General features: G+C 71.5%; 24 protein-coding genes. 13 read left to right on the forward strand and 11 right to left on the reverse strand.

What is annotated here, in order from left to right; genetic code table 11:
* A partial coding sequence (locus B9O00_RS05450) for an IS66 family transposase (RefSeq protein WP_143596156.1) occupies positions 1 to 318 on the forward strand: 318 nt, incomplete at its 5' end.
* A gap of 420 nt (positions 319 to 738) precedes the next feature.
* Here the strand turns inward: B9O00_RS05450 and B9O00_RS05455 are convergent.
* Positions 739 to 1,383 carry a dioxygenase family protein gene (locus B9O00_RS05455; RefSeq protein ID WP_085121460.1) on the reverse strand — a complete coding sequence of 215 codons (645 nt, stop codon included), beginning with the start codon at positions 1,381 to 1,383 and terminating at the stop codon, positions 739 to 741.
* 204 nt (positions 1,384 to 1,587) lie between these two features.
* Between B9O00_RS05455 and B9O00_RS05460 the strand changes: the two genes are divergently transcribed.
* The 7 genes from B9O00_RS05460 (at position 1,588) to B9O00_RS05490 (ending at position 8,206) form a co-directional block, all read left to right on the forward strand.
* Positions 1,588 to 2,028 (forward strand): carboxymuconolactone decarboxylase family protein, encoded by a 441-nt coding sequence (locus B9O00_RS05460; protein WP_085121461.1) that lies wholly within the window; start codon positions 1,588 to 1,590, stop codon positions 2,026 to 2,028.
* A 10-nt stretch (positions 2,029 to 2,038) separates the two neighbouring features.
* Positions 2,039 to 2,974, forward strand: coding sequence for an RNA polymerase sigma factor SigJ (sigJ, locus tag B9O00_RS05465; RefSeq protein WP_085121462.1), 936 nt, complete (start codon positions 2,039 to 2,041; stop codon positions 2,972 to 2,974).
* Positions 2,975 to 3,264: 290 nt separating this feature from the next.
* A complete protein-coding gene (locus B9O00_RS05470) occupies positions 3,265 to 3,705 on the forward strand; it encodes a carboxymuconolactone decarboxylase family protein (RefSeq protein ID WP_085121463.1) in 441 nt (146 codons plus the stop codon).
* A gap of 188 nt (positions 3,706 to 3,893) precedes the next feature.
* Positions 3,894 to 4,907: an LLM class flavin-dependent oxidoreductase gene (locus tag B9O00_RS05475; protein WP_179244008.1), complete on the forward strand. Its 1,014-nt coding sequence runs from the start codon at positions 3,894 to 3,896 to the stop codon at positions 4,905 to 4,907.
* Between the two features lie 51 nt (positions 4,908 to 4,958).
* Complete coding sequence (locus B9O00_RS05480) at positions 4,959 to 5,873, forward strand: NAD(P)-dependent oxidoreductase (RefSeq protein WP_268810744.1); 915 nt, start codon at positions 4,959 to 4,961, stop codon at positions 5,871 to 5,873.
* A 116-nt stretch (positions 5,874 to 5,989) separates the two neighbouring features.
* Positions 5,990 to 6,976, forward strand: a complete 987-nt coding sequence (locus B9O00_RS05485; RefSeq protein WP_159460118.1) for a lysylphosphatidylglycerol synthase transmembrane domain-containing protein — start codon at positions 5,990 to 5,992, stop codon at positions 6,974 to 6,976.
* A gap of 45 nt (positions 6,977 to 7,021) precedes the next feature.
* Positions 7,022 to 8,206, forward strand: coding sequence for a CDP-alcohol phosphatidyltransferase family protein (locus tag B9O00_RS05490; protein WP_143596157.1), 1,185 nt, complete (start codon positions 7,022 to 7,024; stop codon positions 8,204 to 8,206).
* Between the two features lie 33 nt (positions 8,207 to 8,239).
* Here B9O00_RS05490 and B9O00_RS34335 read toward each other — a convergent pair whose 3' ends face one another.
* The 3 genes from B9O00_RS34335 to B9O00_RS05505 form a co-directional block, all read right to left on the reverse strand.
* Positions 8,240 to 10,147, reverse strand: a complete 1,908-nt coding sequence (locus B9O00_RS34335) for an NTP transferase domain-containing protein (RefSeq protein ID WP_085121467.1) — start codon at positions 10,145 to 10,147, stop codon at positions 8,240 to 8,242.
* Positions 10,148 to 10,353: 206 nt separating this feature from the next.
* Positions 10,354 to 11,004 (reverse strand): DUF6064 family protein, encoded by a 651-nt coding sequence (locus B9O00_RS05500; protein ID WP_085121468.1) that lies wholly within the window; start codon positions 11,002 to 11,004, stop codon positions 10,354 to 10,356.
* Position 11,005: 1 nt separating this feature from the next.
* A complete protein-coding gene (locus B9O00_RS05505) occupies positions 11,006 to 11,941 on the reverse strand; it encodes an aldo/keto reductase (RefSeq protein ID WP_085121469.1) in 936 nt (311 codons plus the stop codon).
* A gap of 161 nt (positions 11,942 to 12,102) precedes the next feature.
* Between B9O00_RS05505 and maiA the strand changes: the two genes are divergently transcribed.
* Complete coding sequence (maiA, locus tag B9O00_RS05510; protein ID WP_085121470.1) at positions 12,103 to 12,756, forward strand: maleylacetoacetate isomerase; 654 nt, start codon at positions 12,103 to 12,105, stop codon at positions 12,754 to 12,756.
* A gap of 320 nt (positions 12,757 to 13,076) precedes the next feature.
* Here the strand turns inward: maiA and B9O00_RS05515 are convergent, their stop codons facing one another.
* From B9O00_RS05515 to B9O00_RS05545, 7 genes are all read right to left on the reverse strand, one after another.
* Positions 13,077 to 13,871 carry a peptidylprolyl isomerase gene (locus B9O00_RS05515; protein WP_085121471.1) on the reverse strand — a complete coding sequence of 265 codons (795 nt, stop codon included), beginning with the start codon at positions 13,869 to 13,871 and terminating at the stop codon, positions 13,077 to 13,079.
* 5 nt (positions 13,872 to 13,876) lie between these two features.
* Complete coding sequence (narI, locus tag B9O00_RS05520) at positions 13,877 to 14,605, reverse strand: respiratory nitrate reductase subunit gamma (protein WP_085121472.1); 729 nt, start codon at positions 14,603 to 14,605, stop codon at positions 13,877 to 13,879.
* A gap of 13 nt (positions 14,606 to 14,618) precedes the next feature.
* Positions 14,619 to 15,347 carry a nitrate reductase molybdenum cofactor assembly chaperone gene (narJ, locus tag B9O00_RS05525; protein ID WP_085121473.1) on the reverse strand — a complete coding sequence of 243 codons (729 nt, stop codon included), beginning with the start codon at positions 15,345 to 15,347 and terminating at the stop codon, positions 14,619 to 14,621.
* Positions 15,347 to 16,873, reverse strand: a complete 1,527-nt coding sequence (narH, locus tag B9O00_RS05530; protein WP_085121474.1) for a nitrate reductase subunit beta — start codon at positions 16,871 to 16,873, stop codon at positions 15,347 to 15,349. The genes narJ and narH overlap by 1 nt, the downstream gene beginning before the upstream one ends.
* Positions 16,870 to 20,613 carry a nitrate reductase subunit alpha gene (locus B9O00_RS05535; RefSeq protein WP_085121475.1) on the reverse strand — a complete coding sequence of 1,248 codons (3,744 nt, stop codon included), beginning with the start codon at positions 20,611 to 20,613 and terminating at the stop codon, positions 16,870 to 16,872. Before B9O00_RS05535 ends, narH begins: the two co-directional genes overlap by 4 nt.
* A gap of 73 nt (positions 20,614 to 20,686) precedes the next feature.
* On the reverse strand, positions 20,687 to 22,075 hold the full coding sequence (locus tag B9O00_RS05540; RefSeq protein WP_085121476.1) for a NarK family nitrate/nitrite MFS transporter: 1,389 nt from the start codon (positions 22,073 to 22,075) through the stop codon (positions 20,687 to 20,689).
* A gap of 79 nt (positions 22,076 to 22,154) precedes the next feature.
* The gene (locus B9O00_RS05545; protein WP_085121477.1) at positions 22,155 to 23,534 is read right to left on the reverse strand and encodes an MFS transporter; all 1,380 of its coding nucleotides are present in this window, start codon (positions 23,532 to 23,534) and stop codon (positions 22,155 to 22,157) included.
* Positions 23,535 to 23,780: 246 nt separating this feature from the next.
* On the opposite strand from B9O00_RS05545, the gene B9O00_RS05550 reads away from it, so the two are divergent.
* The 4 genes from B9O00_RS05550 (at position 23,781) to B9O00_RS05565 (ending at position 26,413) form a co-directional block, all read left to right on the forward strand.
* Positions 23,781 to 24,479 carry a cyclic nucleotide-binding domain-containing protein gene (locus B9O00_RS05550; protein ID WP_085121478.1) on the forward strand — a complete coding sequence of 233 codons (699 nt, stop codon included), beginning with the start codon at positions 23,781 to 23,783 and terminating at the stop codon, positions 24,477 to 24,479.
* Between the two features lie 263 nt (positions 24,480 to 24,742).
* Entirely contained in the window at positions 24,743 to 25,270 is a 528-nt protein-coding gene (locus B9O00_RS05555; protein ID WP_085121479.1) for a MarR family winged helix-turn-helix transcriptional regulator, read from the forward strand.
* Complete coding sequence (locus B9O00_RS05560) at positions 25,254 to 25,856, forward strand: gamma carbonic anhydrase family protein (protein ID WP_085121480.1); 603 nt, start codon at positions 25,254 to 25,256, stop codon at positions 25,854 to 25,856. Before B9O00_RS05555 ends, B9O00_RS05560 begins: the two co-directional genes overlap by 17 nt.
* 89 nt (positions 25,857 to 25,945) lie before the next feature.
* Positions 25,946 to 26,413 carry a DUF1203 domain-containing protein gene (locus B9O00_RS05565; RefSeq protein ID WP_085121481.1) on the forward strand — a complete coding sequence of 156 codons (468 nt, stop codon included), beginning with the start codon at positions 25,946 to 25,948 and terminating at the stop codon, positions 26,411 to 26,413.
* The last annotated feature ends 4 nt before the right edge of the window (positions 26,414 to 26,417 follow it).

Raw genomic sequence — 26,417 nt, forward strand, 5'->3', positions numbered from 1 at the left:
AGCCATTGGGAAGGCCTGACCCGCTTCCTTGAGGACGGCCGACTGGAACTGGATACCAACCCGGTCGAGAACGCCATCAGGCCGGTGGCCCTCACAAGAAAGAATGCGCTCTTTGCGGGACACGAGATCGGAGCAGAGAACTGGGCGCTGCTAGCCTCCATTGTCGCCACCTGCAAGCTCAGCGACGTCAACCCGGTCGCCTATCTCGCCGAAATCCTGGAGGCCATCCTCAACGGCCACCCGCAGAGCAGGGTCGAAGACCTCATGCCCTGGAACTTCCGCAAGGCGTCAAGCCCGAAGCCAAAGGGCATCGCCTAAGCGCTTACGTAAGGGATCATGGCCCGAGCGCTAGTCAGTAGTTGGGGCAACATCAGGCATAGGCTCCCTAGATCAGGTGTGAGGTTGCGCTTCAGACTGAACACCCAGGGATTGCCAGCATCGACAGTCCCCGAGATCGACCAGGTTGCGAAATTATCAACATGCACGCCGCGTCGATACCGACACGAATCGGGACTCGTCGGGCGCTAACTCTTCCTACAGCCTGCTGATTCAGTCCGCTTTGATGCAGAAGCAAATCTCGCTTGCAACCATGACGTACTCCGGGGCGGACGACGCATCATGCACCTAGAACCAGGCACAGAGAATTTGCACATGTATTTAATTTTACTATCGTTTTTATTTTATCCAGATGATGCCTTCCCCGCGAAGGACGCTAAGAACGAGGCCCTTGCCTCCACATCATCCAACGACGAAGTCGTAGCGGCCGAGCAGGCCGTCGCCCTGCCGCTCGAGGCGCAGCAGCAGGGCCGGATCGTAGAGGCCGTCGCGGGCGTTGCGCGGCTCGTCGGGAAAGTAGAGCTGGGTGGTCAGGGGCGCGGCGCCGTCGCCCCCGCGGGCCGGCGCCAGGATCAGGTGGAGGTGGCGGGTCCGGCCGGGATAGAGCCCCGGCACGACGGTCCTGAAGCCGAAGCGGCCCTGGCCGTCGGTCAGCTGGTGGCCGCGGAAGGTGAAGCCGCTGTTGTCGTAGCGGCCGCCGTCGTCGGCGTGCCACAGCTCGACCACGGCGCCGGCCAGGGGCCGGCAGTCGCGGCCCTGCAGCCGGCCGACCAGGTCGAGCGGCCGGCCCGGCAGGCTGCCGCCCCGCCCGTCGGCCCGGAGGTCCTGCTTCAGCGGCGTGCCCGGCTTGAAGTAGGGTCCCTCGGTCTCGGGCGGCGTCGCGGCGGCCGGGGCCCGGCACGCGGCCGTGCCGGGATCCGCGGGCCAGTCGGCGGGCCAGCCGGCGGGCCAGGTCGGGCCGACGGCGACGGCGGGACGCAGCAGCGCGCTGCCGGCGAGGCCGGCGGCGCCGGCCAGCAGGGCGCGGCGCGAGGGCGAAAGGGTCATCCGGCGGCTCCTCTCGAAAGGTGACGTGCCTGCAACGCGCCGGCGGCGCGGGCCCGTCGCCGGCAGCCGGGATCGGATTGTCGCAGGGAAAGTCGCCGGAGCGAGTCACAGGGCCGCGAGCCTGATCGTCTAGGAGGCAGGGGGACTCTTGCCGCCCCCGGCCAGCCCCTTAGATCCAGACCCTTAGATGAGGAAATCGAAGCCATGTCCCAGCACGACCGTCTCCAGCTCGCCAAGTCCGCTCCCGAGGCCATGAAGGGCCTCGTCGCCGTCGAATCGGTCCTCGCCGCGGGGCCGCTCGACGCCGGCCTGCGTCATCTCGTCAAGCTGCGCGTCTCGCAGATCAACGGCTGCGCCCACTGCGTCGACATGCACCTGCGCGAGGCGCGCCAGGACGGCGAGAGCCAGCCACGCCTCGACCGCCTGGTGGTCTGGCGCAACGTCGAGGACTTCACCCCGGCCGAGCGCGCCGCCCTGGCCTGGGCCGAGGCGCTGACGACCCGTCTCGGCGAGGACCTGGACAGCCTGCACGCCGCGCTTTCCGAGCACTTCGGCGCCGAGGAGATCGCCGCCCTGACGGCCAGCGTCACCATGATCAACGGCTGGAACCGGCTGATGGTGGCTTCCCTCCACGCGCGCTTCTGAGGAGGGCGCGATGGGCGACCGGGACGGGCGGAGGGAGCAGCGAAGGGACGCGGCGACGGCGGCCTTCGAGCAGGCACGGCCGCGGCTCTGGAGCCTCGCCTACCGCATGCTCGGCTCGGTCGCCGACGCCGAGGACGCGGTGCAGACCACCTGGCTGAAGTGGCGCGGCGCCGACAGCGCCGCCGTCGAGCAGCCGGAGGCCTGGCTGGTGACGACCTGCACGCGCACCTGCCTCGACCTGCGCCGCGCCGCCGACCGCTCGCGGGTCGACTACGTCGGCCTGTGGCTGCCCGAGCCGGTGCCGGACGACCCGCTGCTCGGCACGCCGGCGAGGAACCCGGCCGAGCAGGCCGAGCTGGCCTCGTCCCTGACCCTCGCCTTCCTGCACCTGCTGGAACGCCTGACGCCGGCCGAGCGGGCCGCCTACCTGCTGCGCGAGATCTTCGACTACGACTACGAGCGGGTCGCCGCGATCCTCGGCAAGCGCGAGCCGGCCTGCCGCCAGCTGGTCGCGCGGGCCCGGCGGGCCCTGGCCGCGGCCCCGGAGTCGGCGGCGCCGGCGGCCCGGGGCGGCGCGCTGCTCGACAGCTTCCTGGCAGCCCTCAGCAGCGGCGACGCCGGCCGGCTGGAGGGCCTGCTGGCGGCCGACGTCGAGCTCTTGAGCGACGGCGGCGGCAAGGCATCGGTCGCCTCCAAGGTCGTGCGCGGGCCGCGCGCCGTGGCGCGCTTCCTGGCCGGCATCTGGCGGCTGCACTACCGCGCGCAGCAGGTCGAGCCCGTGCCGCTCAACGGCGGGAAGGGCCTGCTGATTCGCGAGGCCGGGCTGGTCACCGGCACCCTGTCGCTCTCCGCCGACGCCGAAGGGCGCTGCCTGCGCATCTACATCCAGCGCAATCCGGACAAGCTGCGCCACCTGCAGGACCTGCCGGCCGCGACGCGGCACTGATCGCCCGGCGCCGGCCGACGAGTCCCCTCTCTGCTCCCCTCCGGGGGCGGAGAGGGTCAGGGAGAGGTGGGGGAGCAAGCCTCGCGGATCCTGCTACAAGCCGAGCCAACGGTATCACCCCCTCACCTCTCCCCCGCCCTCTCCCCTCCCCGAGGGGAGCAGAGAGGGAGAAGAGTCGTTCGCCTCCCCTCCCCGGATTGATTTGCCGCAGTGCCGAGACCGCTGCGCTTGCCGAAGATCCGGCGCGCGGCCAGCCGCGGCCGCGCCTCCGGACCGAAGGAACCCGACCCATGTCGCAGCGTGACCGCCTCCGGCTCGCCAAGACCGCCGCCCCGGCCATGCAGGGCCTGCGCCAGGTCGAGGCGATCCTCAAGGAGCTGCCCCTCGAGCCGCGGCTGCGGCACCTGGTCAAGCTGCGCGTCTCGCAGATCAACGGCTGCACCCACTGCGTCGACAACTACCTGCGCGACGCCCGTGCGGACGGCGAGGAGCAGGTCCGGATCGACCACGTCGCGGTCTGGCGCAACGCCCCGGACTACAGCCCGGCCGAGCGGGCGGCGCTGGCCTGGGCCGAGGCGCTGACCCTGCAGCGGGAGGACGACCTGGACGCGCTGCACGCCGAGCTCGCCCGGCATCTCGGCGCCGAGGAGATCGGCACCCTGACGGTCAGCATCGCGACGATGAACGCCTGGAACCGCCTGATGGCGGCAGCCCACCACGACAGCTTCTGAGCCTCTCCCGGCCCCTGCCCGGCCCCGACGCTGCCTGCTGGCCCGGCCGCCGCGACGGTCACGGCTGCTGTGCCGTCGCGGCACGGATCTTTCGACGGCCGCCGACACGGTTGCATCGAGCGCCCGGGAGGCTGATGTCTGCTGGGCCTGACCTCTTGCCTCAGCCGACGCCGCCCGGGAGGAATCCGATGCCGCTGCCACCGCTGTCCATTCTCGACCTCGCGCCCGTGCCGCTCGGCGCCACGCCGGGCGACGCCCTGCGCCGCAGCCTCGACCTCGCCCGCCACGCCGAGCGCTGGGGCTACCGGCGCTTCTGGGTCGCCGAGCACCACAACATGACCGGCATCGCCAGCGCCGCGACCTCCGTCGTCATCGGCTACCTCGCCGGCGGCACCGAGACGATCCGCGTCGGCGCCGGCGGCATCATGCTGCCGAACCACTCGCCGCTGGTCATCGCCGAGCAGTTCGGCACGCTGGAATCGCTCTATCCCGGCCGCATCGACCTCGGCCTGGGCCGGGCGCCCGGCACCGACCAGCGGACCTGGCGGGCGCTGCGGCGCGACCCGGGCGCGGCCGAGGCCTTCCCCCAGGACGTGCTGGAGCTGCAGGCGCTGCTCGACGACGTCCAGCCCGACCAGGCGATCCGCGCCGTGCCCGGCGCCGGCACCCACGTGCCGCTCTGGATCCTCGGCTCCAGCCTGTTCGGCGCGCAGCTCGCCGCCCACCTCGGCCTGCCCTACGCCTTCGCCTCGCACTTCGCGCCCGAGGCCCTGATGCCGGCGCTCCAGGTCTACCGGGAGCGCTTCCGGCCCTCGGCACAGCTCGAGCGGCCCTACGCCATGGCCGGCGTCAACGCCTTCGTCGCCGAGACAGACGCCGAGGCGCAGCGGCTCTTCACCACGCCGCAGCAGTCCTTCACCAACCTGATCCGCGGCACCCGCGGCAAGCTGCAGCCGCCGATCGACGACATCGAGAGCTACTGGTCGCCGATGGAGAAGGCCCAGGCCTCGCGCATGCTGGCCTGCTCCTTCGTCGGTGCGCCGGCGACCGTGCGCCAGGGCCTCGAGGCCTTCGCCGCCGAGACCGGCGTCGACGAGCTGATCGTCGCCGCCGCGATCTACGACCACGACGCCCGCCTGCGCTCCTACGAGCTGCTGGCGGAGCTGGTCGGCGACACGGCCGAGGTGCAGGCCGCGGGGTGACGGCGGCGGCCTCTGGGCGCCGCCCTCCGGCAGGCTCGGGACGAAGCCGCCCTGGCATCGCTCGGGAGGTCGGCCTCGACCGGATACGGGAAGGAGAAGATCATGCAGTCAGTCGCCATCCTGGGCCTGGGCGCCATGGGCTCGCGCATGGCCATGAACCTGGTCAAGGCCGGCTACCGGGTCGCGGTCTGGAACCGCAGTCCCGAGAAGGCCCGCCCGCTCGCCGAGGCCGGCGCCAGCGTGGCGGCGACGCCGCGGCAGGCCGCGCAGGGCGCCGAGGTCGTGCTCTCGATGGTGCGCGACGACCCGGCCGCCCGCGAGACCTGGCTCGACGCCGAGACCGGCGCGCTCGGCGGCATGGCGCCGGGCGCCCTGGCGCTGGAGAGCTCGACCGTCACCGTCGCCTGGGCGCAGGAGCTGGCCGCCGCCTGCGCCGAGCGCGAGGTCGGCTTCCTGGAGACGCCGGTCGCCGGCTCGCGGCCCCAGGCCGAGGCCGGCCAGCTGGTCTTCCTGGTCGGCGGCGACGCCCGGCTGGTCGAGCGCGCGACTCCGCTGATGCAGGTCATGGGCCGGGCGATCCACCACGCCGGCCCGGTCGGCAGCGCCGCCGCCCTCAAGCTCTCGGTCAACGCCCTGCTCGGCCTGCAGATCGCGGCGATGGGCGAGCTGGTCGGCCTGCTCGGGCGCTACGGCATCGACGCCGCCCGCGCCGCCGAGATCCTGCCCGAGCTGCCGGTCTGCAGCCCGGCCGCGGCGGTCGCCCTCAGGCAGATGCGCGACCGCGCCTTCGATCCGCTGTTCCCGGCGGTCATGATCGAGAAGGACCTGGGCTACCTGCACGAGATCGCCGCCGCGGCCGGCGCCGAGGTGCCGCTCGGCGACGCGGCACGCCGGGTCTTCGCCCGCGCCGTCGAGGCCGGCTACGGCGACGACCAGATGAGCGGAGTCTTGCGCCTCTACCTCTGAGCCGCCATCTCGGCTATTGAGACGGCGGCGGCGCGCGACGCAGAGCCTCCCGCCGCCGCCCCGTCCCCGTGCCGGCCGCCGTCCCGGCGGCCGCCGGACCCGCCGAAGGCCGCGCCTTGCCCTCGTTCAGACTGCTGTTCCTGCTGATCGGTGCCGCCCTGTTCGGATTCCTGCTCTGGAGCACGGATCTCGGCAGCGCGCTCGGCTACATCGGCGACCTCGGCTGGGGCCTGCTGCCGGTGCTGACCATCTATGTCGGCGCCTTCGCGGTCGACACGCTGTCCTGGCAGCTGGTGCTGGGCCCGGCGCGGCTCGACTGGTCCTGGTTCGCCGAGCTTTGGAAGATCCGCCTGGTCGGCATGGCGGTGAACCAGGTGACCCCGGTCGTCGGCCTCGCCGGCGAGCCGCTGAAGGCCATGCTGCTGAAGCGGCGGCTGGGCATCGGCTACCGCGAGGGCGGCGCCTCGCTGTTCGTCGCCAAGACCGCGAATCTGGTGGCGCTGGTCGTGTTCCTGACCGGCGGCGTGCTGCTCGCCCTGGCCGGCGGGCGCCTGCCGCCGGACTACCGCGTCGCGGTCGCCGTCGGCCTCGGCGTCCTGGTCGTCGGCATCGGCGCGGTCTTCGCGGCGCAGCGGCTGCGCGCCGCCTCCCGGCTCGGCGGCCTGGTCGGCCGCGCCCGCTGGGGCCGGCGGCTGGTGCACCTGCTGGAGTCCCTCGAGGCCTTCGACGACCACCTCGTCGAGGCCTACACGACCCAGCGCCGCCGCTTCCTGCTCGCGACCCTGCTGACCCTGGTCAACTGGGCGCTCGGCGCCGTCGAGCTCTACGCGATCCTGCGCTTCATGGGCGAGCCGGTCAGCCTCGCCTACGCCTGGAGCCTGCAGTCGGTGGTCGAGCTGGTGCGCGCCGCGACCTTCTTCATCCCCGCCAGCCTGGGTGCCCAGGAAGGCATCCTGGTGCTGATGCTGGCGCCGCTGTCGGGCGGCGCCTCGCTGGGCCTGGCGGTCGCCCTGATCAAGCGCTTCCGCGAGCTGCTGTGGATCGGCGCCGGCCTGGCGACGGGCTGGATCGCCTTTCCTGCGGCCTCGGACCGGGCCGCCTGAGGCGCCCGGTTGCACGCCGTCGGCGGCTCGACTATCACCCCCGCCATGGAGCAGGCCAGCGCAGCGATGGCGAGCGACGGCAGCCAGGCGCCGCGCCTGGTGGTCGACGCACGGCCGCAGGCGCTCGGCGCGCTCGATCCCGGCCACCGCCTGCTCGGCCTGAGCCTGCTGCGCCGCCTCGTGCTGGCGGCGCGCCGCGCCGGCCTCTCCGACTGCCTGGTGGTGGCGCCGGCCGAGAGCCGGGAGCGCCTGAGCGCCCTGCTCGCCGGCCTGCCGTCGGTCGCCTTCGCCGAGCAGCTTCCGGCGACCGCGGGCGGGCCGACGATCCTGCTGCCGGCGGACGTCCTGGGCGAGACCTCCTGGCTGTCGAGCCTGGCACGGACGCCGGTCGGTCCGGACGAGCGCCGCTCCGCCGACGGCGCGCTGCTGCTCGGCCGCGCCGTGGCGCCCGCCGCGGCGAGCGAGGTCGCGGCGAAGCCGCTGGCCCTGGAGCCGCGGCCGCTGCGCCTCGGGCAGCCGGCCGACCTGCCGGGCGCCGAGCGGCGCCTGCTGCAGGCCCTGCGCAAGCAGACCGACGGCTTCATGGCGCGGGTCTTCGCGCGGCCGATCTCGATCGCGGTGTCGCGGCGCCTCGCGCCGCTCGGCGTGACGCTGAACGCGATGACCCTGGTCTCGATGCTGATCGGGCTCGCCGCGGCGCCCTTCTTCCTGTCGGCCGCGCCGGCCTGGCAGGTCGTCGGCGCCCTGCTGTTCGTCGCCCACTCGGTGCTCGACGGCTGCGACGGCGAGCTGGCGCGCCTGACCTTCCACGAGACGCGGCTCGGCGGCCTGCTCGACTTCGCCAGCGACAACCTGGTGCACGTCGCGGTCTTCGCCTGCATGGCGCTCGGCTGGAGCGCCGCCGCCGGCTCACCCTGGCCGCTGCTGGCCGGGCTCGGCGCGGTCGCCGGCACCGCCGGCTCGGCCTTCTCGGTCTACTGGCTGACGCTGCGCCGCAAGGCCGGCAGCGGCCCGGTCTACACCTCGGTCAGCGCCGACGGGCAGCCCGGGCGCGTCACCCGGCTGCTCGACGAGCTGTCGCGGCGCGACTTCATCTACCTGGTGCTGGCCTTCGCGGCCTTCGGCAAGGCGCAGTGGTTCGTCGCGCTCAGCGGCATCGGCGCGCCGCTGTTCCTGCTCGCCCTGCTCGGCGCCGCCCTGGGCGAGCGCCGGCGCCGGGCGGCGGCCTGACGGCCGCCGCTTCCGGAACCCGAACCGCGCCGATCAGCCGGCCGCGCGCAGCTCGTCGGTCGAGGCGCGCTGCTCGGCGACCTGGACCGCCTCCGGCGTGTCGACGTCGACCCACCAGCAGCCGGTGACGTCGACGATCGAGGCGCGGTCGCGCGCCGCCAGCACCGCGACGCCGTCGGCGAGGCCGTGACGGCCTTCGGCGGCCGCCTCGCTCAGGGCCTCGAAGATCGCCGGCGTGCAGGCCATGACGCCGGTGTCGGCGCAGTCCCAATCGCCCAGCGTCTTGGCGATTGCCGCGATCCGGCCGCCCGCGGCCTTGACCTTCATGACGTCGTCGAGATCCATGATCTCGTCCTTGGCGAAGTCGCAGGCCAGCGCCATGCCGTCGGCCGGCAGCGGCGCCTCGAGCAGGCGTGCCGGCAGCTCGTCGTCGTAGAGGTGGTCGCACATCGACAGCAGGAACGGTTCGTCGCCGAGCGCCTCGGCCGCGGCCAGGGTGCTGGCGCCGTTGCCCTTGGCCCAGTCGTCGGCCTGGACGAACTCGACGGCGACGCCGTTGCGCGCGGCGACCGACTGGAAGTGCGCCCGCACGGTCTCGGCCTCGTGGCCCAGCGAGACGACGAAGCGCTCGACGCCGGCCGAGCGGCGCAGCGTGCCGATCACCCGCTCGGCCAGGGTGATGCCCTGGATCGGCGCCAGCGGCTTCGGCAGGGTCGCGCGCGGGAAGAGGCGCGAGCCCAGGCCGGCGGCCAGGATCAGCGCGCTGCGCGGCTGCCCGCCCTCGCGCCGGGTCGCCCGGGTCGCCGCGACCGCCGCCGGCTTGCGGCCGACCACCTTGTCACGGGGCACGTTGGGCGAGGCGCCGCCGATGAAGGCGTTGGTCAGGTCGTGGGCCACGGAATCGCGGACCTGCAGCGGCGGGCTCTTCATGTAGTAGGATGAGGGCGCCTCGAGCGGTCCGCCGATGCCCCGGTCCAGGCCGACCTTGACGCAGCGCAGGGCGTCGATGACGACGCCGGCGCTGTTCGGCGAGTCCTCGACCGAGAGGCGCAGCTCCAGCTCCATCGGCACGTCGCCGAAGCCGCGGCCCTCCATGCGGATGAAGGCGACCTTCTTGTCGTTGTGCCAGGGCACGTAGTCCGAGGGGCCGATGTGGATCGCGGCGTCCTCGAGCCGGCTGTCGAGCTGCGACTGCACCGACTCGGTCTTCGACTTCTTCTTGGACTGCAGGCGGCTGCGCTCGAGCATGTTGAGGAAGTCGGTGTTGCCGCCGACGTTGAGCTGGTAGGTGCGGTCCAGCTTGACGCCGCGGTCGCCGAACAGGCGGGTCAGCGCGCGGTGCGTGATGGTGGCGCCGACCTGGCTCTTGATGTCGTCGCCGACGATCGGCACGCCGGCCTCGCGGAAGCGCGCGGCCCAGGCGGGATCCGAGGCGATGAACACCGGCACGCAGTTGACCATGCCGACCTTCGCGGCGAGACAGGCCTCGGCGTAGTAGCGCACCGCCTGCTCGGAGCCGACCGGCAGGTAGCAGACCAGCACCTCGGCGCCGGTCTCGCGCAGGCGCCGCGCGACGTCGACCGGCTCGGCCTCGGAGACGCGGAAGGCCTGGTCCTCCGGATAGTCCTCCATGTGCGCCGGCACGCCGTCGAGCACCGGGCCCATCTCGACCAGCACGTCCGAGACCGGCAGCGCGCGCTGGAACACCTTCGTGCAGTTCGGCTTGGCGAAGATCGCCTTCTCGACCGGCAGGCCGACCTTGCGGCGATCGACGTCGAAGGCCGCCACGACCTCGACGTCGGTCACGCCCCAGCCGTCGATGCTCGGGTGCATCAGCCCGGCGAGCTGCTCGGCCGAATGGTTGCGGTAGTACTCCAGCCCCTGCAGCAGCGAGCTGGCACAGTTTCCGACTCCCGCGATGGCGATGCGTATCTTCGACAAGGTGTCGACTCCGATCTGTCCTGAGAATGCAACGCAGATGTAATGGTCGCCGCACGCCTTGACAATCACGGATGTACCCGAAAGTACAGTTTTCCCCGAGCTTGCGGTTGCGTAGCCGGATACCCGCTTTCGCGGCAGGTGATGAGGTCCCTAAGCTGTCGCGGAGCGCCGCTCCGGCAAGCCACGACGGGCGCCGACTCCGGCGGTCAGCCCGAGGCCCCGGCGGGCCGCCCCCTCAGCACGAGCAGCGCGCCTCCGCCGAGACCGAGCGCCAGCAGGGCCAGGTCCTGCGGCAGGCCGAGCGCCCAGCCCTCGAAGCCGGCGACCAGGCACCAGAGCGACGGCAGCACGGCCAGCGGCAGCGCCCCGCGCCCGGAAAGCAGCAGCAGGCCCAGGGTGAAGAGCGCCGTCGGCCCCGGCGTCAGGCCGACCAGCGGCGCCGCCTGCCAGTCACCGGCGAGCAGGGCGCCGGCAAGCGGACAGGCGAGGAGCGCGAGCAGCGCGAGCGCCGCCCCGGTCCGCGCGAAGCGCGGGGCGCGGGGGCCGAAGGCCGGGCGGCCGCGCAGCAGGCCGAGCCCGAGCAGCAGCAGGGCCTGCAGCAGGAAGCCGGCGCCGTAGAGCGGTGCCGCGAAGTTGAGCTCGGCGAAACGCTGCAGGAAGAAGTCCCAGCCGACCCAGGCCCAGGCGAGCGCCAGCAGCCCCGACACGATCCGGCTCGCCTGCGGCACCGCACGGGGCCGCAGGGCCAGCGCCAGCGCGGCGGCGGCCAGCAGCAGGGCGAGCGGCTGGATCGGCCAGAGCGAGCGGTTGAGCAGCGCCAGGAAGGCGTCGAGCGTCTCCGCGTCGTAGGGCAGCACCTCAGAGGCTCTCGACATAGTCGACCATGCGCCGGCGCAGACGCTGGTCCGGCAGGCGGCCGTAGAGCGCGCCCATGTTCTCCACCATGTGGTCGACCCGCGAGGTCGCCGGGATCGCCACGGTGACCGCCGGGTGCGAGACGACGAACTTCAGCAAGAACTGGGCCCAGTTGGCGCAGTCGAGCTCGGCCGCCCAGCCGGGCAGCGGATGGCGGGCGAACAGGCGGAACAGCTCCCGGCGCCGGAACGGCCGGTTGACGATCACCGCCAGCTTCCGCTCGGCGGCGAGCGGCAGCAGCCGCGCCTCGGCCGCGCGGTCGAGGAGGTTGTAGGTGAACTGCACGGCGTCGATCGGCTGGCCGGTCATGATCCGCTCCAATTCGGCGTGGCGGCTGCCGTGGGAGGTCGTGACGCCGATCGCGCGCAGGCGGCCCGCCGCCTTGTCGGCCTGCAGCGTCTCCAGGTGTCCCTCCCAGCCGAGCAGGTTGTGGACCTGCATCAGGTCGAAGCGCTCGACGCCCCAGAGCGCGCGCGATTCGGCCATCTGCTCCGGGCCGTCCGACTGCCGCCAGGTCCAGACCTTGGTGGCGGCGAAGGCCTGGGACGGCCGGCCGAGCGCGCCGAGGCAGTGGCCGATCACCGCCTCCGAGCTGCCGTACATCGGCGAGGAGTCGATGACCCGGCCGCCGCCCGCGAAGAAGGCGCGCAGCACCTCGACCCGCGCCGCGCGCAGCGCCGGATCGTCGCCGACGTTGAAGGTGATCCAGGAGCCCATGCCGATGACCGGCAGCGCCTCTCCGGTCGCCGGCAGGATCCGGGTGATCGGCGGCCCCGCCGCGGCACGGGCCCCGCGCAGGCCGGCGGCGGCGAGCGCGGCGACGGCGGCGAGTCCGGCGAGCAGGCGCCGGCGCGTGACGGGTCGGGCAGGCTGGCGCATGGCTGGGCTCCGGCAGGGCCTCGACTGCTGCTCGAGATGGGGCGTCCGCCGCCGCGGCCAAGCCCGGCCCCCTCGGAATCCCGGATCTTCGCCCCCGGCGGCGGCGTTCCCTGCTACGATAGGAAAGAAACACGAACAAGCCACCGACGGGAGGACCCGGCTTGCGACTCTACAGCCTGCACCAGAACTCGGCCGGCTGGCGCGTGCGCATCGCGCTGCACCTCAAGGGCATCTCCTTCAACTACACGCCGGCGAGCGAGCTGGGCGAGCAGCGCTACCGCGAGATCAATCCGCAGGGCCTGCTGCCGGCCCTGGAGATCGACGGCGCGGTGGTCGGCCAGTCGACCGCGATCCTGGAGCTGCTGGAGGAGCGCTATCCCGAGCCGCCGCTGCTGCCCGACGACGACATCGAGCGCGCCGAGGTGCGCGCCTTCTGCCAGCTGATCGCCTGCGACCTGCACCCGATGAACAGCCAGCGCGCCCGCGCCTACCTCGCCGATCCGCTCGGCCTGTCGGAGCGCGAGATCCTGGCCTGGTACCGGCACTGGGTCTCGCTCGGCCTCGGCGGCCTGGAGGCCACACTGCAGCGCCGCAGCGGCCGCGGCCTGTTCTGCTTCGGGCCCGAGCCGAGCCTGGCCGACGTCTACCTGGTGCCGCAGCTCTACAACTGCCGGCGCTACGACTGCGACCTGACCCCCTACCCGGCCCTGCTCGCCGCCGAGCAGGCCTGCCGCGATCACGAGGCCTTCCGCGCCGCCGCGCCCGAGCACCTGCCCGACTACGAGGGCCAGCAGGAGCCCTGGCTGGTGTCGTGAAGGCCCCGAAGGTCAGAGGTGCCCTCCCATTCGTTTCGTCCTGAGCCTGTCGAAGGTCGGAGCGAAGCTGGCTTCGACGGTGCCGGAACGGCTTCGCGGTTCGACAAGCTCACCGTGAAGCCGTTGGGGGCCGTCCCCCCCAAGGCGGCCGGCTTCCGAGCTCCCACATCCCTCGACAAGCTCGGGATGAAGCGATCTGCCAGCCACGCCGACCTCGGCTTCGTCCCGAGCTTGTCGAGGGGCGTGTGAGCCCCGGCGGCTTCGCCTTCCGGCGCCGTCCGCCGCAGCCCTGGGAACCCTGGGCGCGCGCCCCTCACCCCCTACTGCACCAGCGGGCTGTCGCTGCCCTCCAGGTCGAGGCCGACGATCTCGGCCTTGCCGGCCAGCAGGCGCAGGTACTGGGCGACGCCGCGCCGCCAGCTCGCCTCGGCGAGGTAGCCGGCGATGCGCGCCTCGACGGCCTCGAAGGGCAGCGGCTCGGCCGCGACCTTGCGCTCGACCTTCAGGACGTGGAAGCCGTAGCGGCTCTTCACGGGCAGCGGGCAGAGCTGGCCGGCCTCCAGGTTGAACAGGAAGGTGTCGACCTCCGGCACGGTCTGGCCGCGGGTCAGCTGGCCGAGGTTGCCGCCCTGCCTGGCCGAGGGACAGTCCGAGCGCTCGGCGGCCAGCGCCTCGAAGAGATCGGGCCGGGTCTGCAGCACCGCCAGGGTCTCCCGCGCCGCCTGCTCGGCCGCGGCGCGGCGCGCCTCGTCGTCGGGGTCGGCGGCGAAGAGGATGTGCCGGGCCTCGACCAGCTCGGGCGTGCGGAAGCGCCGGCGGTTGTTGTCGTAGTAGCGCCGGCAGGTCTCGCCGTCGGCCTCGGGCACCGTGACCTCGCGGGCCAGCAGCTGGCGGACCAGCGCCTCCTCCTCGGTCTCGCGACGGCCCTCACCGTCGGTCTCCGGCTCCGCCGTCAGGCCGAGGCGCCGGGCCTCCTGCAGCAGCAGCGCGCGGATCGCGAGCGCCCGCGCCGCCTCCTGCCAGGCCGTCTCGGCGCTGTCGGCCGGATGCAGCTGGGCCTCGGCGGCGATCGCCGCCGGGCTCAGCGCGATGCCGTCGATGGTGATCGCGTCCATGGTCCCTACTCCGCCGCAGCGGCCGGGCGACTGGCGGTCCCGTGGCCGCCCTGGCGCCGGCGCACGACCTGGTAGCCCGGTCGCCAGAGGTAGCGCAGCGGCGCGCTCAGCATGTGGACCAGGCGGGTGAAGGGGAACAGCAGCAGGATCGTCAGGCCCAGGAAGAGGTGCAGCTTGAACACCGGGTTGGCGTCCAGCACGTAGCTCGAGGCCGCGGGGTCCAGGGTGAAGATGCCCTGCGCCCAGGACATGAACTTGACCATCTCGTGGCCGTCCAGGTGGTTGAGCGAGACCGGGATGGTCGCGAGGCCGAGGGTCAGCTGGGCGTAGAGCAGCAGCAGGATCGCGATGTCGCTGAAGCTCGAGGTGCTGCGGATCCGCGGATCGAACAGGCGGCGGTGGATCAGCAGGGTGGCGCCGGCGAAGCAGAAGACCCCGGCGACGCCGCCGAGGCCGATCGCCAGCAGCTGCTTGGCGCCGTGCGAGATGCCGAGGGCGTCGAACACCCAGATCGGCGTCAGCAGGCCGCCCAGGTGGCCGAAGAAGATCACCAGGATGCCGGCGTGGAACAGCACCGAGCCCCAGATCAGCTGGCGCCGGCGCAGCAGCTGGCTGGAGCCGGAGCGCCAGGTGAAGGGCTCGCGGTCGTAGCGCAGCATGCTGCCGACGGCGAGCACGACCAGGGCGATGTAGGGATAGATCCCGTAGAGAACGGTGTTCAGCCAAACGGCCATGGCGCGGCCCTCCTCACCGGCTGCGCGGCGCGGCCGCAGCCGCGTCGGCGCCCATCTGCTTCAGCATTGCCTCGGCCTTGGGGCAGCCCTCCTGCCCGGCCCCGGCGTCACCCGGACCGCCAAGTCCCGGCCCGAAGGTGACCGCCGCCTCCTCCCAGTCGCGGTCGAGCGCGGCGAGGTCGGTCGGGTCGTCGTCCGGCTCGGCGCGCGCCGCGGCCAGGTCCTCGGCCGAGGCGGCGCCGTCGGCCAGCGCCTCCAGGGCGGCGAAGACCGCGGCGTAGTCGCTGCCGCGCTTGACGAGGCGCTCGCGCAGGGCGGTCAGCACGTGCAGCGGCTGGGCCAGCAGGCCGCGCGCCTCGCCGAGCGGCCGGGTCGAGAGGAACTCCAGGAACAGCGGCAGGTAATCCGGCAGCTCCTTCGCCTCGACGACCAGGCCGTGCTCGGCGTAGAGCGCCTGCAGGTCGACCAGCGCCTGGCCGCGGTCCCGGCTCTCGCCGTGGACATGCTCGAAGAGGTGCAGCGACAGCGAGCGGGTGCGGTCGAACAGCAGGACATAGCGCTCCTGCAGGTCGAGGAGCTCCCGGCCCGCCAGCTGGTCGATCAGGGCGTAGACGCCGGGATGCGCCGCGGCATCGAGCAGGCCCTCCCCCGCCAGGGCCGCGCGCAGCTCGGGCGCCGCCTGCTGCAGCTCGTCGCTCGGATAGCTCAGCAGCAGCGACAGGACCTTGAGGCTGACGGTCATCAGAACACCTCCGTCGGGGTCTTGACGGTCTTGCGCTTCGGCTGGGCGAAGAGGTTGCCGGCACTGGTCCCGCCCGAGCAGCCGTTGCCGAAGCTGAAGCCGCAGGAGCCGCGCACGTCGTAGGCGTCCTCGCCGATCTCGCGGTGCGCGGTCGGGATGACGAAACGGTCCTCGTAGTTGGCGATCGCCATGATCTGGTACATCGCCTCGATCTGGCCGGGCTCGAGCCCGACCGAGGCGGCGGTGGGGGCGTCGATCACGCCGTCGATCGTCTTGGCGCGCATGTAGGTCCGCATCGCCAGCATGCGCTCGAGCGCCAGGGCGACCGGCTCCTCCTTGCCCGCGGTCAGGAGGTTGGCGAGGTACCTCAGCGGGATGCGCAGGCTGCGCACGTCGGGCATGGCGCCGTCGAGGCCCAGCTTGCCGGCCTCGGCCGCCGACTGGATCGGCGAGAGCGGCGGCACGTACCAGACCATCGGCAGCGTGCGGTACTCGGGATGCAGCGGGAAGGCGACCTTCCACTCCATCGCCATCCTGTAGACCGGCGAGCGCTTCGCGGCCTCCAGCCAGGCCTCGGGCACGCCGTCGGCCCGCGCCTGCTCGATCACCTCGGGATCGTTGGGATCGAGGAAGATCCCGAGCTGCGCCTCGTAGAGGTCCTGCTTGTCGGCGGCGGCCGCCGCCTCGGCGATGCGGTCGGCGTCGTAGAGCAGCACGCCGAGGTAGCGGATGCGTCCGACGCAGGTCTCGGAGCAGACGGTCGGCTGGCCGGCCTCGATGCGCGGATAGCAGAAGATGCACTTCTCCGACTTACCGCTCGACCAGTTGTAGTAGATCTTCTTGTAGGGGCAGCCGGAGACGCACATCCGCCAGCCGCGGCACTTCTCCTGGTCGATCAGGACGATGCCGTCCTCCTCGCGCTTGTAGATGGCACCGGAGGGACAGGCCGCGACGCAGGTCGGGTTGAGGCAGTGCTCGCACAGCCGCGGCAGGTACATCATGAAGGTGTTCTCGAACTGGCCGTAGATCTCCTTCTCGACGCCCTCGAAGTTGACGTCCTTCGAGCGCCTGGCGAACTCACCGCCCAGGATCTCCTCCCAGTTCGGCCCCCACTCGATCTTCTCCATCCGCTCGCCGGTGATCAGCGAGCGCGGCCGCGCGGTCGGCGAGGCCTTGGAATCCGGCGCCGTCTGCAGGTGCTCGTAGTCGAAAGTGAAGGGCTCGTAGTAGTCGTCGATCTCGGGCAGGTCCGGGTTGGCGAAGATCTTCGCCAGGATCCGCCACTTGGCGCCCATCTTCGGCTGCAGCTGGCCCGATTTCGTCCGGACCCAGCCGCCGTTCCACTTCTTCTGGTTCTCCCATTCCTTGGGATAGCCGATCCCGGGCTTGGTCTCGACGTTGTTGAACCAGGCGTATTCCATGCCTTCCCGGTTGGTCCAGACGTTCTTGCAGGTCACCGAGCAGGTGTGGCAGCCGATGCACTTGTCGAGATTGAGCACCATGCCGATCTGCGCACGGATCTTCATTCCGCTGCCTCCTTCGCCGCGACGGCCGGCTCGTCGAGCCAGTCGACCTTGTCCATCTTCCGCACGATCACGAACTCGTCGCGGTTCGAGCCGACGGTGCCGTAGTAGTTGAAGCCGTAGGACAGCTGGGCGTAGCCGCCGATCATGTGGGTCGGCTTCAGCACCGCGCGGGTCACCGAGTTGTGGATGCCGCCGCGCTGGCCGGTCATCTCGGAGCCCGGCACGTTCACGATCTTCTCCTGCGCGTGGTACATGAAGAGCGTGCCCTCCTTGATGCGCTGGGAGACCACCGCGCGGGCGACCAGGGCGCCGTTGGCGTTGTAGGCCTCGACCCAGTCGTTGTCGGCGATCCCCGCCTTCGCGGCGTCGGTCTCGCTCAGCCAGACCACCGGCCCGCCGCGATTCAGCGTCAGCATCAGCAGGTTGTCGGTGTAGGTCGAGTGGATGCCCCACTTCTGGTGCGGCGTGATGAAGTTCAGCACGACCTGCCTGCGGCTGCCGTCGCCCTTCAGGGCCGGGGTCACGGTCTTGGTGTCGATCGGCGGCCGGTAGACGCAGAAGCCCTCGCCGAAGGCCCGCATCCAGAGGTGGTCCTGATAGAGCTGCTGGCGGCCGGTCAGGGTGCGCCAGGGGATCAGCTCGTGGACGTTGGTGTAGCCGGCGTTGTAGCAGACCTTCTCGGACTCGATGCCCGACCAGGTCGGCGAGGAGATGATCTTGCGCGGCTGCGCGACGACGTCGCGGAAGCGGATCTTCTCGTCCTCCTTGGGCACCGCGAGGTGGGTGTGCTCGCGGCCCGTCGCCTTGCCGAGCGCCGCCCAGGCCTTGACCGCGACCTCGCCGTTGGTCTCCGGCGCCAGGCTCAGGATCACCTCGGTCGCGTCGATATCCGTGTCGATCCGCGGCAGGCCCTTGGTCGGCCCCTCCTCCGCGACGAGGCCGTTGAGGCGGCCGAGCAGCTCGACCTCGTGCTCGGTGTTCCAGGCGATGCCCTTGCCGCCGTTGCCGAGCTTGGACATCAGCGGGCCGAGCGCGGTGAAGCGCTTGTAGAGGTTGGGATAGTCGCGCTCGACCACGGCGATCTGCGGCATGGTCCTGCCCGGGATCGCCTCGATCTCGCCCTTCTTCCAGTCCTTGACGTCGAAGGCCTGGGCGATCTCGCCCGGCGTGTCGTGCAGGATCGGGGTCAGCACGACGTCCTGCTCGACGCCCAGCACCTCCGGGGCGACCTCGGAGAAGGTCTTGGCGAGGCCCTTGTAGATCTCCCAGTCCGACCGGCTTTCCCAGACCGGATCCACGGCCGCCGACAGCGGGTGGATGAAGGGATGCATGTCCGAGGTGTTGAGGTCGTTCTTCTCGTACCAGGTCGCGGTCGGCAGCACGACGTCGGAGTAGACGCAGGTCGTCGACATGCGGAAGTCGAGCGTGACCAGCAGGTCGAGCTTGCCCTCCGGCGCCTCGTCGTGCCAGGCGACCTCGTGGCTCTTCTGGCGGCCCTCCTCGCCGAGGTCCTTGCCGAGCACGCCGTGGCTGGTGCCGAGCAGGTGCTTGAGGAAGTACTCGTGGCCCTTGCCCGAGGAGCCGAGCAGGTTGGAGCGCCAGACGAAGAGGTTGCGCGGCCAGTTGCGCGGCGCGTCGGGATCCTCGCAGGACAGCTTCAGCGACCCGTCCTTCAGGCCCTCGACGACATAGTCCTTGACCTCCTTGCCGGCGGCGGCGGCCACCTTGGCGACCTCCAGCGGGTTGGCCTCGAGCTGCGGCGCGGAGGGCAGCCAACCCATCCGTTCGGCGCGGATGTTGTAGTCGATCAGCGCGCCGTCCCAGGGCCCGGCCGGGGCCGTCGGCGACAGCAGCTCGGAGACCTCCAGCGTCTCGTAGCGCCACTGGTCGGTGTGGGCGTACCAGAAGGAGGTCGCGTTCATCTGCCGCGGCGGCCGGCCCCAGTCGAGGCCGAAGGCGAGCGGCAGCCAGCCGGTCTGGGGGCGCAGCTTCTCCTGGCCGACGTAGTGCGACCAGCCGCCGCCCGACTGCCCGACGCAGCCGCACATCACCAGGAGATTGATGATCCCCCGGTAGTTCATGTCCATGTGGTACCAGTGGTTCAGGCCGGCGCCGAGGATGACCATGGACTTGCCCTTGGTCTTCTCGGCGTTGAGCGCGAACTCCCGGGCGACCGCGACGATGCGCTCGGCCGGCACGCCGGTGATGCGCTCGGCCCAGGCCGGCGTGTAGGGCACGTCGTCCTCGAAGGAGGTCGCGACGTTGTCGCCGCCGAGGCCGCGGTCGAGCCCGTAGTTGGCGACGAAGAGGTCGAAGACCGTGGCGACCAGCGCCTCGCCCTCGGCCAGCGCCAGGGCACGCGCCGGCACGCGGCGGCGCAGCACCTCGGGATGCTCGGTGCTGGCGAAGTGCTCGTGCTTGCGGCTGCCGAAATAAGGGAAGGCGACCTCGACCGCCTGGTCGTGCTTGTCCTCCTCGACGAAGGACAGCTCGAGCTCGACCTCGCGGCCCTCGGCGTCCTTGGCCTCCAGGTTCCACTGGCCGGCGTCGCCCCAGCGGAAGCCGACCGAGCCCCGGGGCACCACGACCGAGCCCGTCGCGCGGTCGAGCGCGACGGTCTTCCACTCCGGGTTCTTGTCCTGGCCGAGAGCCCCGGCGAAGTCGGAGGCGCGCAGCAGCCGCTCCGGCACGTAGGCGCCGTCGCGCTCGACCAGGCGCACCAGCATCGGCATGTCGCTGTAGCGCCGGCAGTAGTCCTCGAAGTAGGCGGCCTGCCGGTCGAGGTGGAACTCGCGCAGGATGACGTGGCCCATGGCCAGGGCCAGGGCAGCGTCGGTGCCCTGCTTCGGGTTCAGCCAGAGGTCGGAGAACTTGGCGGCCTCCGAGTAGTCCGGGCTGACCACGACGCTCTTGGCGCCCTTGTAGCGCGCCTCGGTGTAGAAGTGGGCGTCCGGGGTCCGGGTCTGGGGCACGTTGGAGCCCCAGAGGATCAGGAAGCCGGCGTTGTACCAGTCGGCGCTCTCCGGCACGTCGGTCTGCTCGCCCCAGGTCTGGGGGCTGGCCGGCGGCAGGTCGCAGTACCAGTCGTAGAAGGACATGCAGACGCCGCCCATCAGCGACAGGTAGCGCGAGCCCGCGGCGTAGGAGACCATCGACATCGCCGGGATCGGCGAGAAGCCGATGATGCGGTCGGGGCCGTAGGTCTTCGCGGTGTAGGCGTTGGCCGCCGCGACGAGCTCGTTGACCTCGTCCCACTTGGCGCGCACGAAGCCGCCGAGGCCGCGCCGCGTGGTGTAGGAGTCGCGCTTCGCCTTGTCCTCGACGATCGAGGCCCAGGCCGCGACCGGCGTCCGCACCGCCCGCGCCTCGCGCCACAGCCTGAGCAGCGCCGAGCGGACCATCGGGTACTTCACCCGGTTGCCCGAGTACATGTACCAGCTGTAGCTGGCGCCGCGGGAGCAGCCGCGCGGCTCGTGGTTCGGCAGGTCCGGACGCGTGCGCGGGTAGTCGGTCTGCTGGGTCTCCCAGGTCACGATCCCGCCCTTGACGTAGATCTTCCAGGAGCAGGAGCCGGTGCAGTTCGCGCCGTGGGTCGAGCGCACGATCTTGTCGTGCTGCCAGCGCTTGCGGTAGCCGTCCTCCCAGCGGCGGTCCTCGTTGGTCGTGGTGCCGTGGCCCTCGGCGAAGCTGCCGACGTTCTTGGGGGCCAGGAAGTTCAGGCGGTCCAGCAGAAGGCTCATCAGGTCTCTCCGGTCGGTCGGAAGCGGCGCGACGTGGCCGGGCCCGGCGGCGCCGGGCCCGGCAGGGCGCCGGTCAGCAGGGCACGGTGGCGTTGCGCCGCGTGTAGAACAGCCAGGTCAGCACCAGGCAGAGCGCGTAGAAGGCCATGAAGACGTAGAGCGCCATGGCCGGCCCGCCGGTCAGGGCGATCGAGGTGCCGTAGGCCTTGGGGATGAAGAAGGCGCCGTAGGCGGCGATCGCCGAGGTGAAGGCGATGATCGCCGCCGACTCGCGATCGGCCTGGCGGCGGTGCTGCTCGACGGAGAGCTCGGGCATCAGCCGGCCAATCTCCTGCCGCATGATCGTCGGGATCATCTGGAAGGTCGAGGCGTTGCCGACGCCGGTCGCGAAGAACAGCACCATGAACATGGCGAAGAAACCCCAGAAGGCGCCCGGCTGGGTCTTGATGCCGAGGAAGAACAGCACGCCGGCGACCGCGGCGATCATCACCAGGAAGGTCCAGAAGGTGACCCGGCCGCCGCCGAACCTGTCGGAGATCCAGCCGGTCGCGGCCCGGCTCAGCGCGCCGACCAGCGGCCCGAGGAAGACGAACTGCAGCGAGTCGACCTCGGGGAACTGGGTCTTGGCGAGCAGCGGGAAGCCGGCGGAGTAGCCGATGAAGGAGCCGAAGGTGCCGGTGTAGAGGATGCACATGATCCAGTTGTGGCGCCGGCTGAAGATCACCGACTGCTCCTTGAAGGAGGCCTTGGCGTCGGCGATGTCGTTCATGCCGAACCAGGCGGCCAGCGTCGCGACGACGAGGAAGGGCACCCAGACGAAGCCGGCGTTCTGCAGCCACAGCTGACCGCCCGCACTGGTCGCTTGCGACGCGCCGCCCAGCGTGCCGAACACGCCGGCGGTGATCACCAGCGGCACCAGGAACTGCATCACCGAGACGCCGGCGTTGCCGAGCCCGGCGTTGAGCGCCAGGGCGTTGCCCTTCTCCTTCTTCGGATAGAAGAACGAGATGTTGGCCATCGAGGAGGCGAAGTTGCCGCCGCCGAAGCCGCAGAGCAGCGCCAGGGCGAGGAACACCAGGTAGTGGGTGGCCGGGTTCTGCACGGCGAAGCCGATGCCGACCGCCGGGATCAGCAGCGAGGCGGTCGAGATCGTCGTCCAGAGCCGGCCGCCGAAGATCGGCACCATGAAGGAGTAGAAGATGCGCAGCGTCGCGCCGGACAGGCCGGGCAGCGCCGCCAGCCAGAACAGCTGGCTGGTCGAGTAGCTGAAGCCGATCAGCGGCAGCTTGGCGACGACCACGCTCCAGACCATCCAGACCGAGAAGGCCAGCAGCAGGCAGGGGATCGAGATCCAGAGGTTGCGCCGGGCGACGCGCCGTCCGGCGCTGTCCCAGAAGCTCGGCTCGTCCGGTCGCCAGTGCTTGAGGACGTGGCCGGCGGTGTCGACGGTGGTGTTTGCCATGGTCTTGGTCTCCGACGGGGCGGCGGCGCCCCACGATCTCCGTTGCCGGCCGCCGCCCGGGTTGGCTGGGCGGAAGCGGCTAGTGGACGGCGCGCGGCCGGGCGGCGCCCTGAGCGGCCGGCCGGGCAGCCGGCTGGCTCGCCGGCTCCAGGCCCGGCGGCACCTCGGGCAGGTCGCTGAGGAAGGTCTCGGCGGTCAGCTCGGGGAACTTGCGCCGCTCCATCCGGCGGATCGCCACGTGCATCCACACGGTGCTGACCAGCACCAGCGCGAACAGCAGCATGAAGCAGGCGGTCCAGACGCCGGTCAGGTCGTTGAGGATGCCGAAGGAGATCGGCAGGACGAAGCCGCCCAGGCCGCCGATCATGCCGACCAGGCCGCCGACCGAGCCGACGTGCTCGGGGTAGTAGACCGGGATGTGCTTGTAGACCGCGGCCTTGCCCAGGGACATGACGAAGCCGAGCAGCACGGTCAGCGCGACGAAGGCCGGCAGGCCGATGCCGAAGGAGAAGGCGATCGGGCCCTTGATGCCGGTCACCACGTACTGGGTCTCGGGATAGCTCAGCACGAAGAGGCAGCCGAGCGAGACCAGGAAGGTCAGGTACATCACCGCCCTGGCGCCCCAGCGGTCCGACATCCAGCCACCGAGCGCCCGGAACACCGAGCCCGGCAGGGCATAGGCCGCGGCCAGCATGCCGGCGGTCTCGAGGTCCAGGTGGTAGGCGCCGACGTAGTAGCGCGGCAGCCAGCTGGCCAGCGCGACGAAGCCGCCGAAGACGAAGAAGTAGTAGGTCGCGAAGCGCCAGACCTGCAGGTTCTTCAGCGGCGCCAGCTGCATGGCGGCGCTGACCGGCTTCTCGCCGCGCGCCTTGCGCGCCACGTGCGCCGGGTCGTCCTGGGTGAAGAGGTAGAAGAGCACGGCGACGATCGCCAGAAGCACGGCGTAGATCTGCGCGGTCTGCTGCCAGCCGAAGGCGACCACCAGGAAGGGCGCGCCGAAGTTGGTCACCGCCGCGCCGGCGTTGCCGGCGCCGAAGATGCCCAGCGCCGTGCCCTGGGCCCCCTTGGAGTACCAGCGCGAGACGTAGGCGATGCCGACGATGAACGAGCCGCCGGCCAGGCCGACGCCGAGCGCGGCCAGCAGGAAGACCTCGTAGGTGTGCACCATCGACAGCAGGAAGACGGCCACGGCCGTGGTCAGCATCTGCAGCGTGAAGATCAGACGGCCGCCGAACTGCTCGGTCCAGACGCCGAGGAAGATGCGGCTGATCGAGCCGGTCAGCACCGGGGTCGCGACCAGGATGCCGAAGGCCGTGTCGCTGAGCCCGAGCTCCTGCTTGATGCGGATGCCGATGATCGAAAAGATCGTCCAGACCGCGAAGCAGGCGGTGAAGGCCAGGGTGCTCATGCCGAGCATGCGGTGCTGTCTGCCGGCCGGAATGCCATCCAGGTGGTTCATCGCGTCGATCCCCTTTCTGCGGGCGAGCGGCACGCCGGCCGCTGCCTTCGGGGTCGCTTTTGCGGCAACGCAGCACGGATTTGTTTGACGCAGATCAAGGGACGATCGTTCAATACTGAAACAAGACTGTCGGTGACAAACTTATATTGATCGGTTGAGGAATTATGACTAGCAGATTGATTTTGATTGACTGATGATTGATAAAAATCAAGAATCTATCGGTCGAAACGGGGAAAGGGCATTGGCGTGCGCAACGAGGACCTGAAGCGCATCCGCGACCTCGACCTCTTCGCCAACATGCGGCCGGAGAACTTCGAGGCCTTGACCCAGGCCGCCTTCCTGCAGCGCTTTCCCGAGCAGGTGACCCTGATCCGCGAGGGCGATCCGGCGGATTTCCTGCACGTCGTGACCGCCGGCGCCGTCGAGCTCTACGCCTCGGCCGGCGGGCGCGAGACGACGCTGGAGCTGGTCCGCCCGGTCTCGACCTTCATCCTGGCCGCCGTGCTGCGCGACCAGGCCTACCTGATGTCGGCGCGCACCCTCGAGCGCTCGCAGATCCTGATGATCCCGGCGACCAGCGTGCGCGAGGTCTTCGCCGCCGACGAGGCCTTCGCCCGGGCCATCGTCGACGAGCTGGCCGGGCGCTTCCGCACGGTCGTCAAGGCGCTGAAGAACCAGAAGCTGCGCAGCTCCGTCGAGCGCCTCGCCAACTACCTGCTGCGCCTGCAGCAGGAGCAGGACGACGGCCCGCGCGTCGAGCTGCCGGTCGACAAGCGCACCATCGCCTCGCTGCTCGGCATGACCCCGGAGAACCTGTCGCGCGCCTTCGGCACGCTGGCGCCCTACGGCGTCCGCGTCGAGGGCCGGACCCTGTTCCTGGACAAGCCCGAGGACCTGCGCGGCCTCGCCAAGCCCTCGCCGCTGATCGACGACCCGACGAGCTAACGCGCCCGGGTCGCGCCGCTTAACCCGCGCTTAACACGCTTGGGCGAAAAATCTCCCCGGGAAATGATCGCCTTACGCGCGCCATCCGCGCCGTTCGGGCGATCCAACCCTAGGACGGCGCCCTCGGGCTCCGTCCGAGGAGGGGGTGCGCGGCGCCGCCGGCCCGTCGGTCGGGGGGCAGACGGATCCCGGACGGCGCCTCGCACCCTCCTCCGATCCGCCCCAGCCTTGACCTCCCTCCGGATCCGAGTCATGCATTCTGCATGCATGATGATCTGACAGCGAACCTGCTGGGCGCGCTGGCGACGGCGCTGAGCGACCGCAGCCAGCAGGGCTTCGAGCCGCTGTCGCCGAGCTCGGCAGCGGCCCTGCTGACGCTGCGCCACCACGGCCCCCTGGCGACGACGGCGCTGGCCGCGATCCTCAACCTGTCGCAGCCGGCGGCGACCCGCCTGCTCGACCGCCTGGAAGCCGAGGGCCTGGTTGCGCGCAAGGCCGAGGCCGCCGGCCGGAGCGTGCCCCTGGCCCTGACCGCTGCCGGCCGCCGCCGCGCAGAGCGGCTGCAGGCCGCCCGCCTGGCGGCGAGCCGCCGCGCGCTCGAAGCGCTGTCGACGGCCGAGCGCGGCACCCTGCACAAGCTGCTCGCCAAGGCGCTCGGCGGCCTGACCGAGGACCGCAGCCAGGCCCGGCATCTCTGCCGCTTCTGCGACCACGGCCTCTGCGACGGGCCGGCCTGCCCGGTCGGCAGCGCCGCCGGCGAGAAGGAGAGACGCGATGCTGCTGGAGCATGACGGGCGCCGCCCCCAGGTCGACCCGACCGCCCGGATCGCCCCCAACGCCACGCTCTGCGGCGACGTGCGGATCGGCCCCGGCTGCTCGATCGGCTTCGGCGCCGTGCTGGTCACCGAGAGCGGCCCGGTCGAGCTCGGCGCCGACTGCGTGGTCATGGACACCGCCGTGCTGCGCGGCAGCCGCCGCCATCCGCTCAGCCTCGGCGCGCGCGTCCTGGTCGGGCCGCACGCCAGCCTGTCCGGCTGCACCGTCGAGGACGAGGCCTTCCTGGCGACCGGCTGCGCGGTCTTCAACGGCGCCCGGATCGGCCGCCGCGCCGAGGTCCGGGTCAACGGCATCGTCCATCTGCGGAGCGTGCTGCCCGCCGAGGCCGTGGTGCCGCTCGGCTGGATCGCGGTCGGCGACCCGGCCGAGATCCTGCCCCCCGAGGCGCACGAGCGGATCTGGGAGATCCAGCAGCCGCTCGACTTCCCGCGCACGGTCTTCGGCGTGCCGCGGCCGGCGCCCCGCGGCTCGATCATGCCCGAGGTCATGCCGCGCTACGCCCGCGCCCTCGGCCGCCACAAGGCCGATCGCGAGGTCTGAGCGTCCCGGAAGACCGCCGCAAGAAGCGGATCGCGGGCGCGCGCCGCCGGCCGTAGCTCTTAGGGCAGCCAACCGCAGGAGCCGCCGCCATGAGCTACCGCATCACCGGGCTGTCGCCCGCCCCCTTCCGCCCGCTCTTCGGGCTCTCCGAGGCGGCGCTCGCCGCAGAGGGCGCCCGGCGCGTCGTCGCCGACGAGAAGCCGGGCTTTCCCGACCGCATCGAGCTGCGCGACGCCGAGCCCGGCGAGGCCCTGCTGCTGGTCAACTACCTGCACCAGCCGGCCGGCACGCCCTACCGCTCCAGCCACGCCGTCTTCGTGCTCGAAGGAGCAACGGAGACCTACGACCGCATCGGCGAGGTCCCGGCGCCGCTGCTCGCCCGCACCCTCTCGCTGCGCGCCTTCGACGCCGGCCACATGATGATCGATGCCGACCTGGTCGAGGGCGCCGCGCTGGAGCCGCTGATCGAGCGCTTCCTCGCCGATCCGAAGACCGCCTACCTGCACGCCCACTACGCCAGGCGCGGCTGCTACGCCGCCCGCATCGAGCGCGCCTGAGCGG

Origin of the sequence: Tistlia consotensis USBA 355, from assembly GCF_900177295.1 — a bacterium.
Classification (GTDB): Bacteria; Pseudomonadota; Alphaproteobacteria; order Kiloniellales; family DSM-21159; genus Tistlia; species Tistlia consotensis.

What these genes read in the sequence shown, in the direction of transcription:
- B9O00_RS05535 (WP_085121475.1), bottom strand. Translation starts at nt 20,613, where the DNA reads ATGAGCCTTCTGCTGGACCGCCTGAACTTCCTGGCCCCCAAGAACGTC.
- B9O00_RS05490 (WP_143596157.1), top strand. Translation starts at nt 7,022, where the DNA reads ATGGAGCAGGCCAGCGCAGCGATGGCGAGCGACGGCAGCCAGGCGCCG.
- B9O00_RS05565 (WP_085121481.1), top strand. Translation starts at nt 25,946, where the DNA reads ATGAGCTACCGCATCACCGGGCTGTCGCCCGCCCCCTTCCGCCCGCTC.
- B9O00_RS05470 (WP_085121463.1), top strand. Translation starts at nt 3,265, where the DNA reads ATGTCGCAGCGTGACCGCCTCCGGCTCGCCAAGACCGCCGCCCCGGCC.
- narJ (WP_085121473.1), bottom strand. Translation starts at nt 15,347, where the DNA reads ATGACCGTCAGCCTCAAGGTCCTGTCGCTGCTGCTGAGCTATCCGAGC.
- B9O00_RS05545 (WP_085121477.1), bottom strand. Translation starts at nt 23,534, where the DNA reads ATGAACCACCTGGATGGCATTCCGGCCGGCAGACAGCACCGCATGCTC.
- B9O00_RS05460 (WP_085121461.1), top strand. Translation starts at nt 1,588, where the DNA reads ATGTCCCAGCACGACCGTCTCCAGCTCGCCAAGTCCGCTCCCGAGGCC.
- sigJ (WP_085121462.1), top strand. Translation starts at nt 2,039, where the DNA reads ATGGGCGACCGGGACGGGCGGAGGGAGCAGCGAAGGGACGCGGCGACG.
- narI (WP_085121472.1), bottom strand. Translation starts at nt 14,605, where the DNA reads ATGGCCGTTTGGCTGAACACCGTTCTCTACGGGATCTATCCCTACATC.
- B9O00_RS05455 (WP_085121460.1), bottom strand. Translation starts at nt 1,383, where the DNA reads ATGACCCTTTCGCCCTCGCGCCGCGCCCTGCTGGCCGGCGCCGCCGGC.
- B9O00_RS05505 (WP_085121469.1), bottom strand. Translation starts at nt 11,941, where the DNA reads ATGCGCCAGCCTGCCCGACCCGTCACGCGCCGGCGCCTGCTCGCCGGA.
- B9O00_RS05540 (WP_085121476.1), bottom strand. Translation starts at nt 22,075, where the DNA reads ATGGCAAACACCACCGTCGACACCGCCGGCCACGTCCTCAAGCACTGG.
- B9O00_RS05515 (WP_085121471.1), bottom strand. Translation starts at nt 13,871, where the DNA reads ATGGACGCGATCACCATCGACGGCATCGCGCTGAGCCCGGCGGCGATC.
- narH (WP_085121474.1), bottom strand. Translation starts at nt 16,873, where the DNA reads ATGAAGATCCGTGCGCAGATCGGCATGGTGCTCAATCTCGACAAGTGC.
- B9O00_RS05475 (WP_179244008.1), top strand. Translation starts at nt 3,894, where the DNA reads ATGCCGCTGCCACCGCTGTCCATTCTCGACCTCGCGCCCGTGCCGCTC.
- B9O00_RS05560 (WP_085121480.1), top strand. Translation starts at nt 25,254, where the DNA reads ATGCTGCTGGAGCATGACGGGCGCCGCCCCCAGGTCGACCCGACCGCC.
- B9O00_RS05555 (WP_085121479.1), top strand. Translation starts at nt 24,743, where the DNA reads ATGCATGATGATCTGACAGCGAACCTGCTGGGCGCGCTGGCGACGGCG.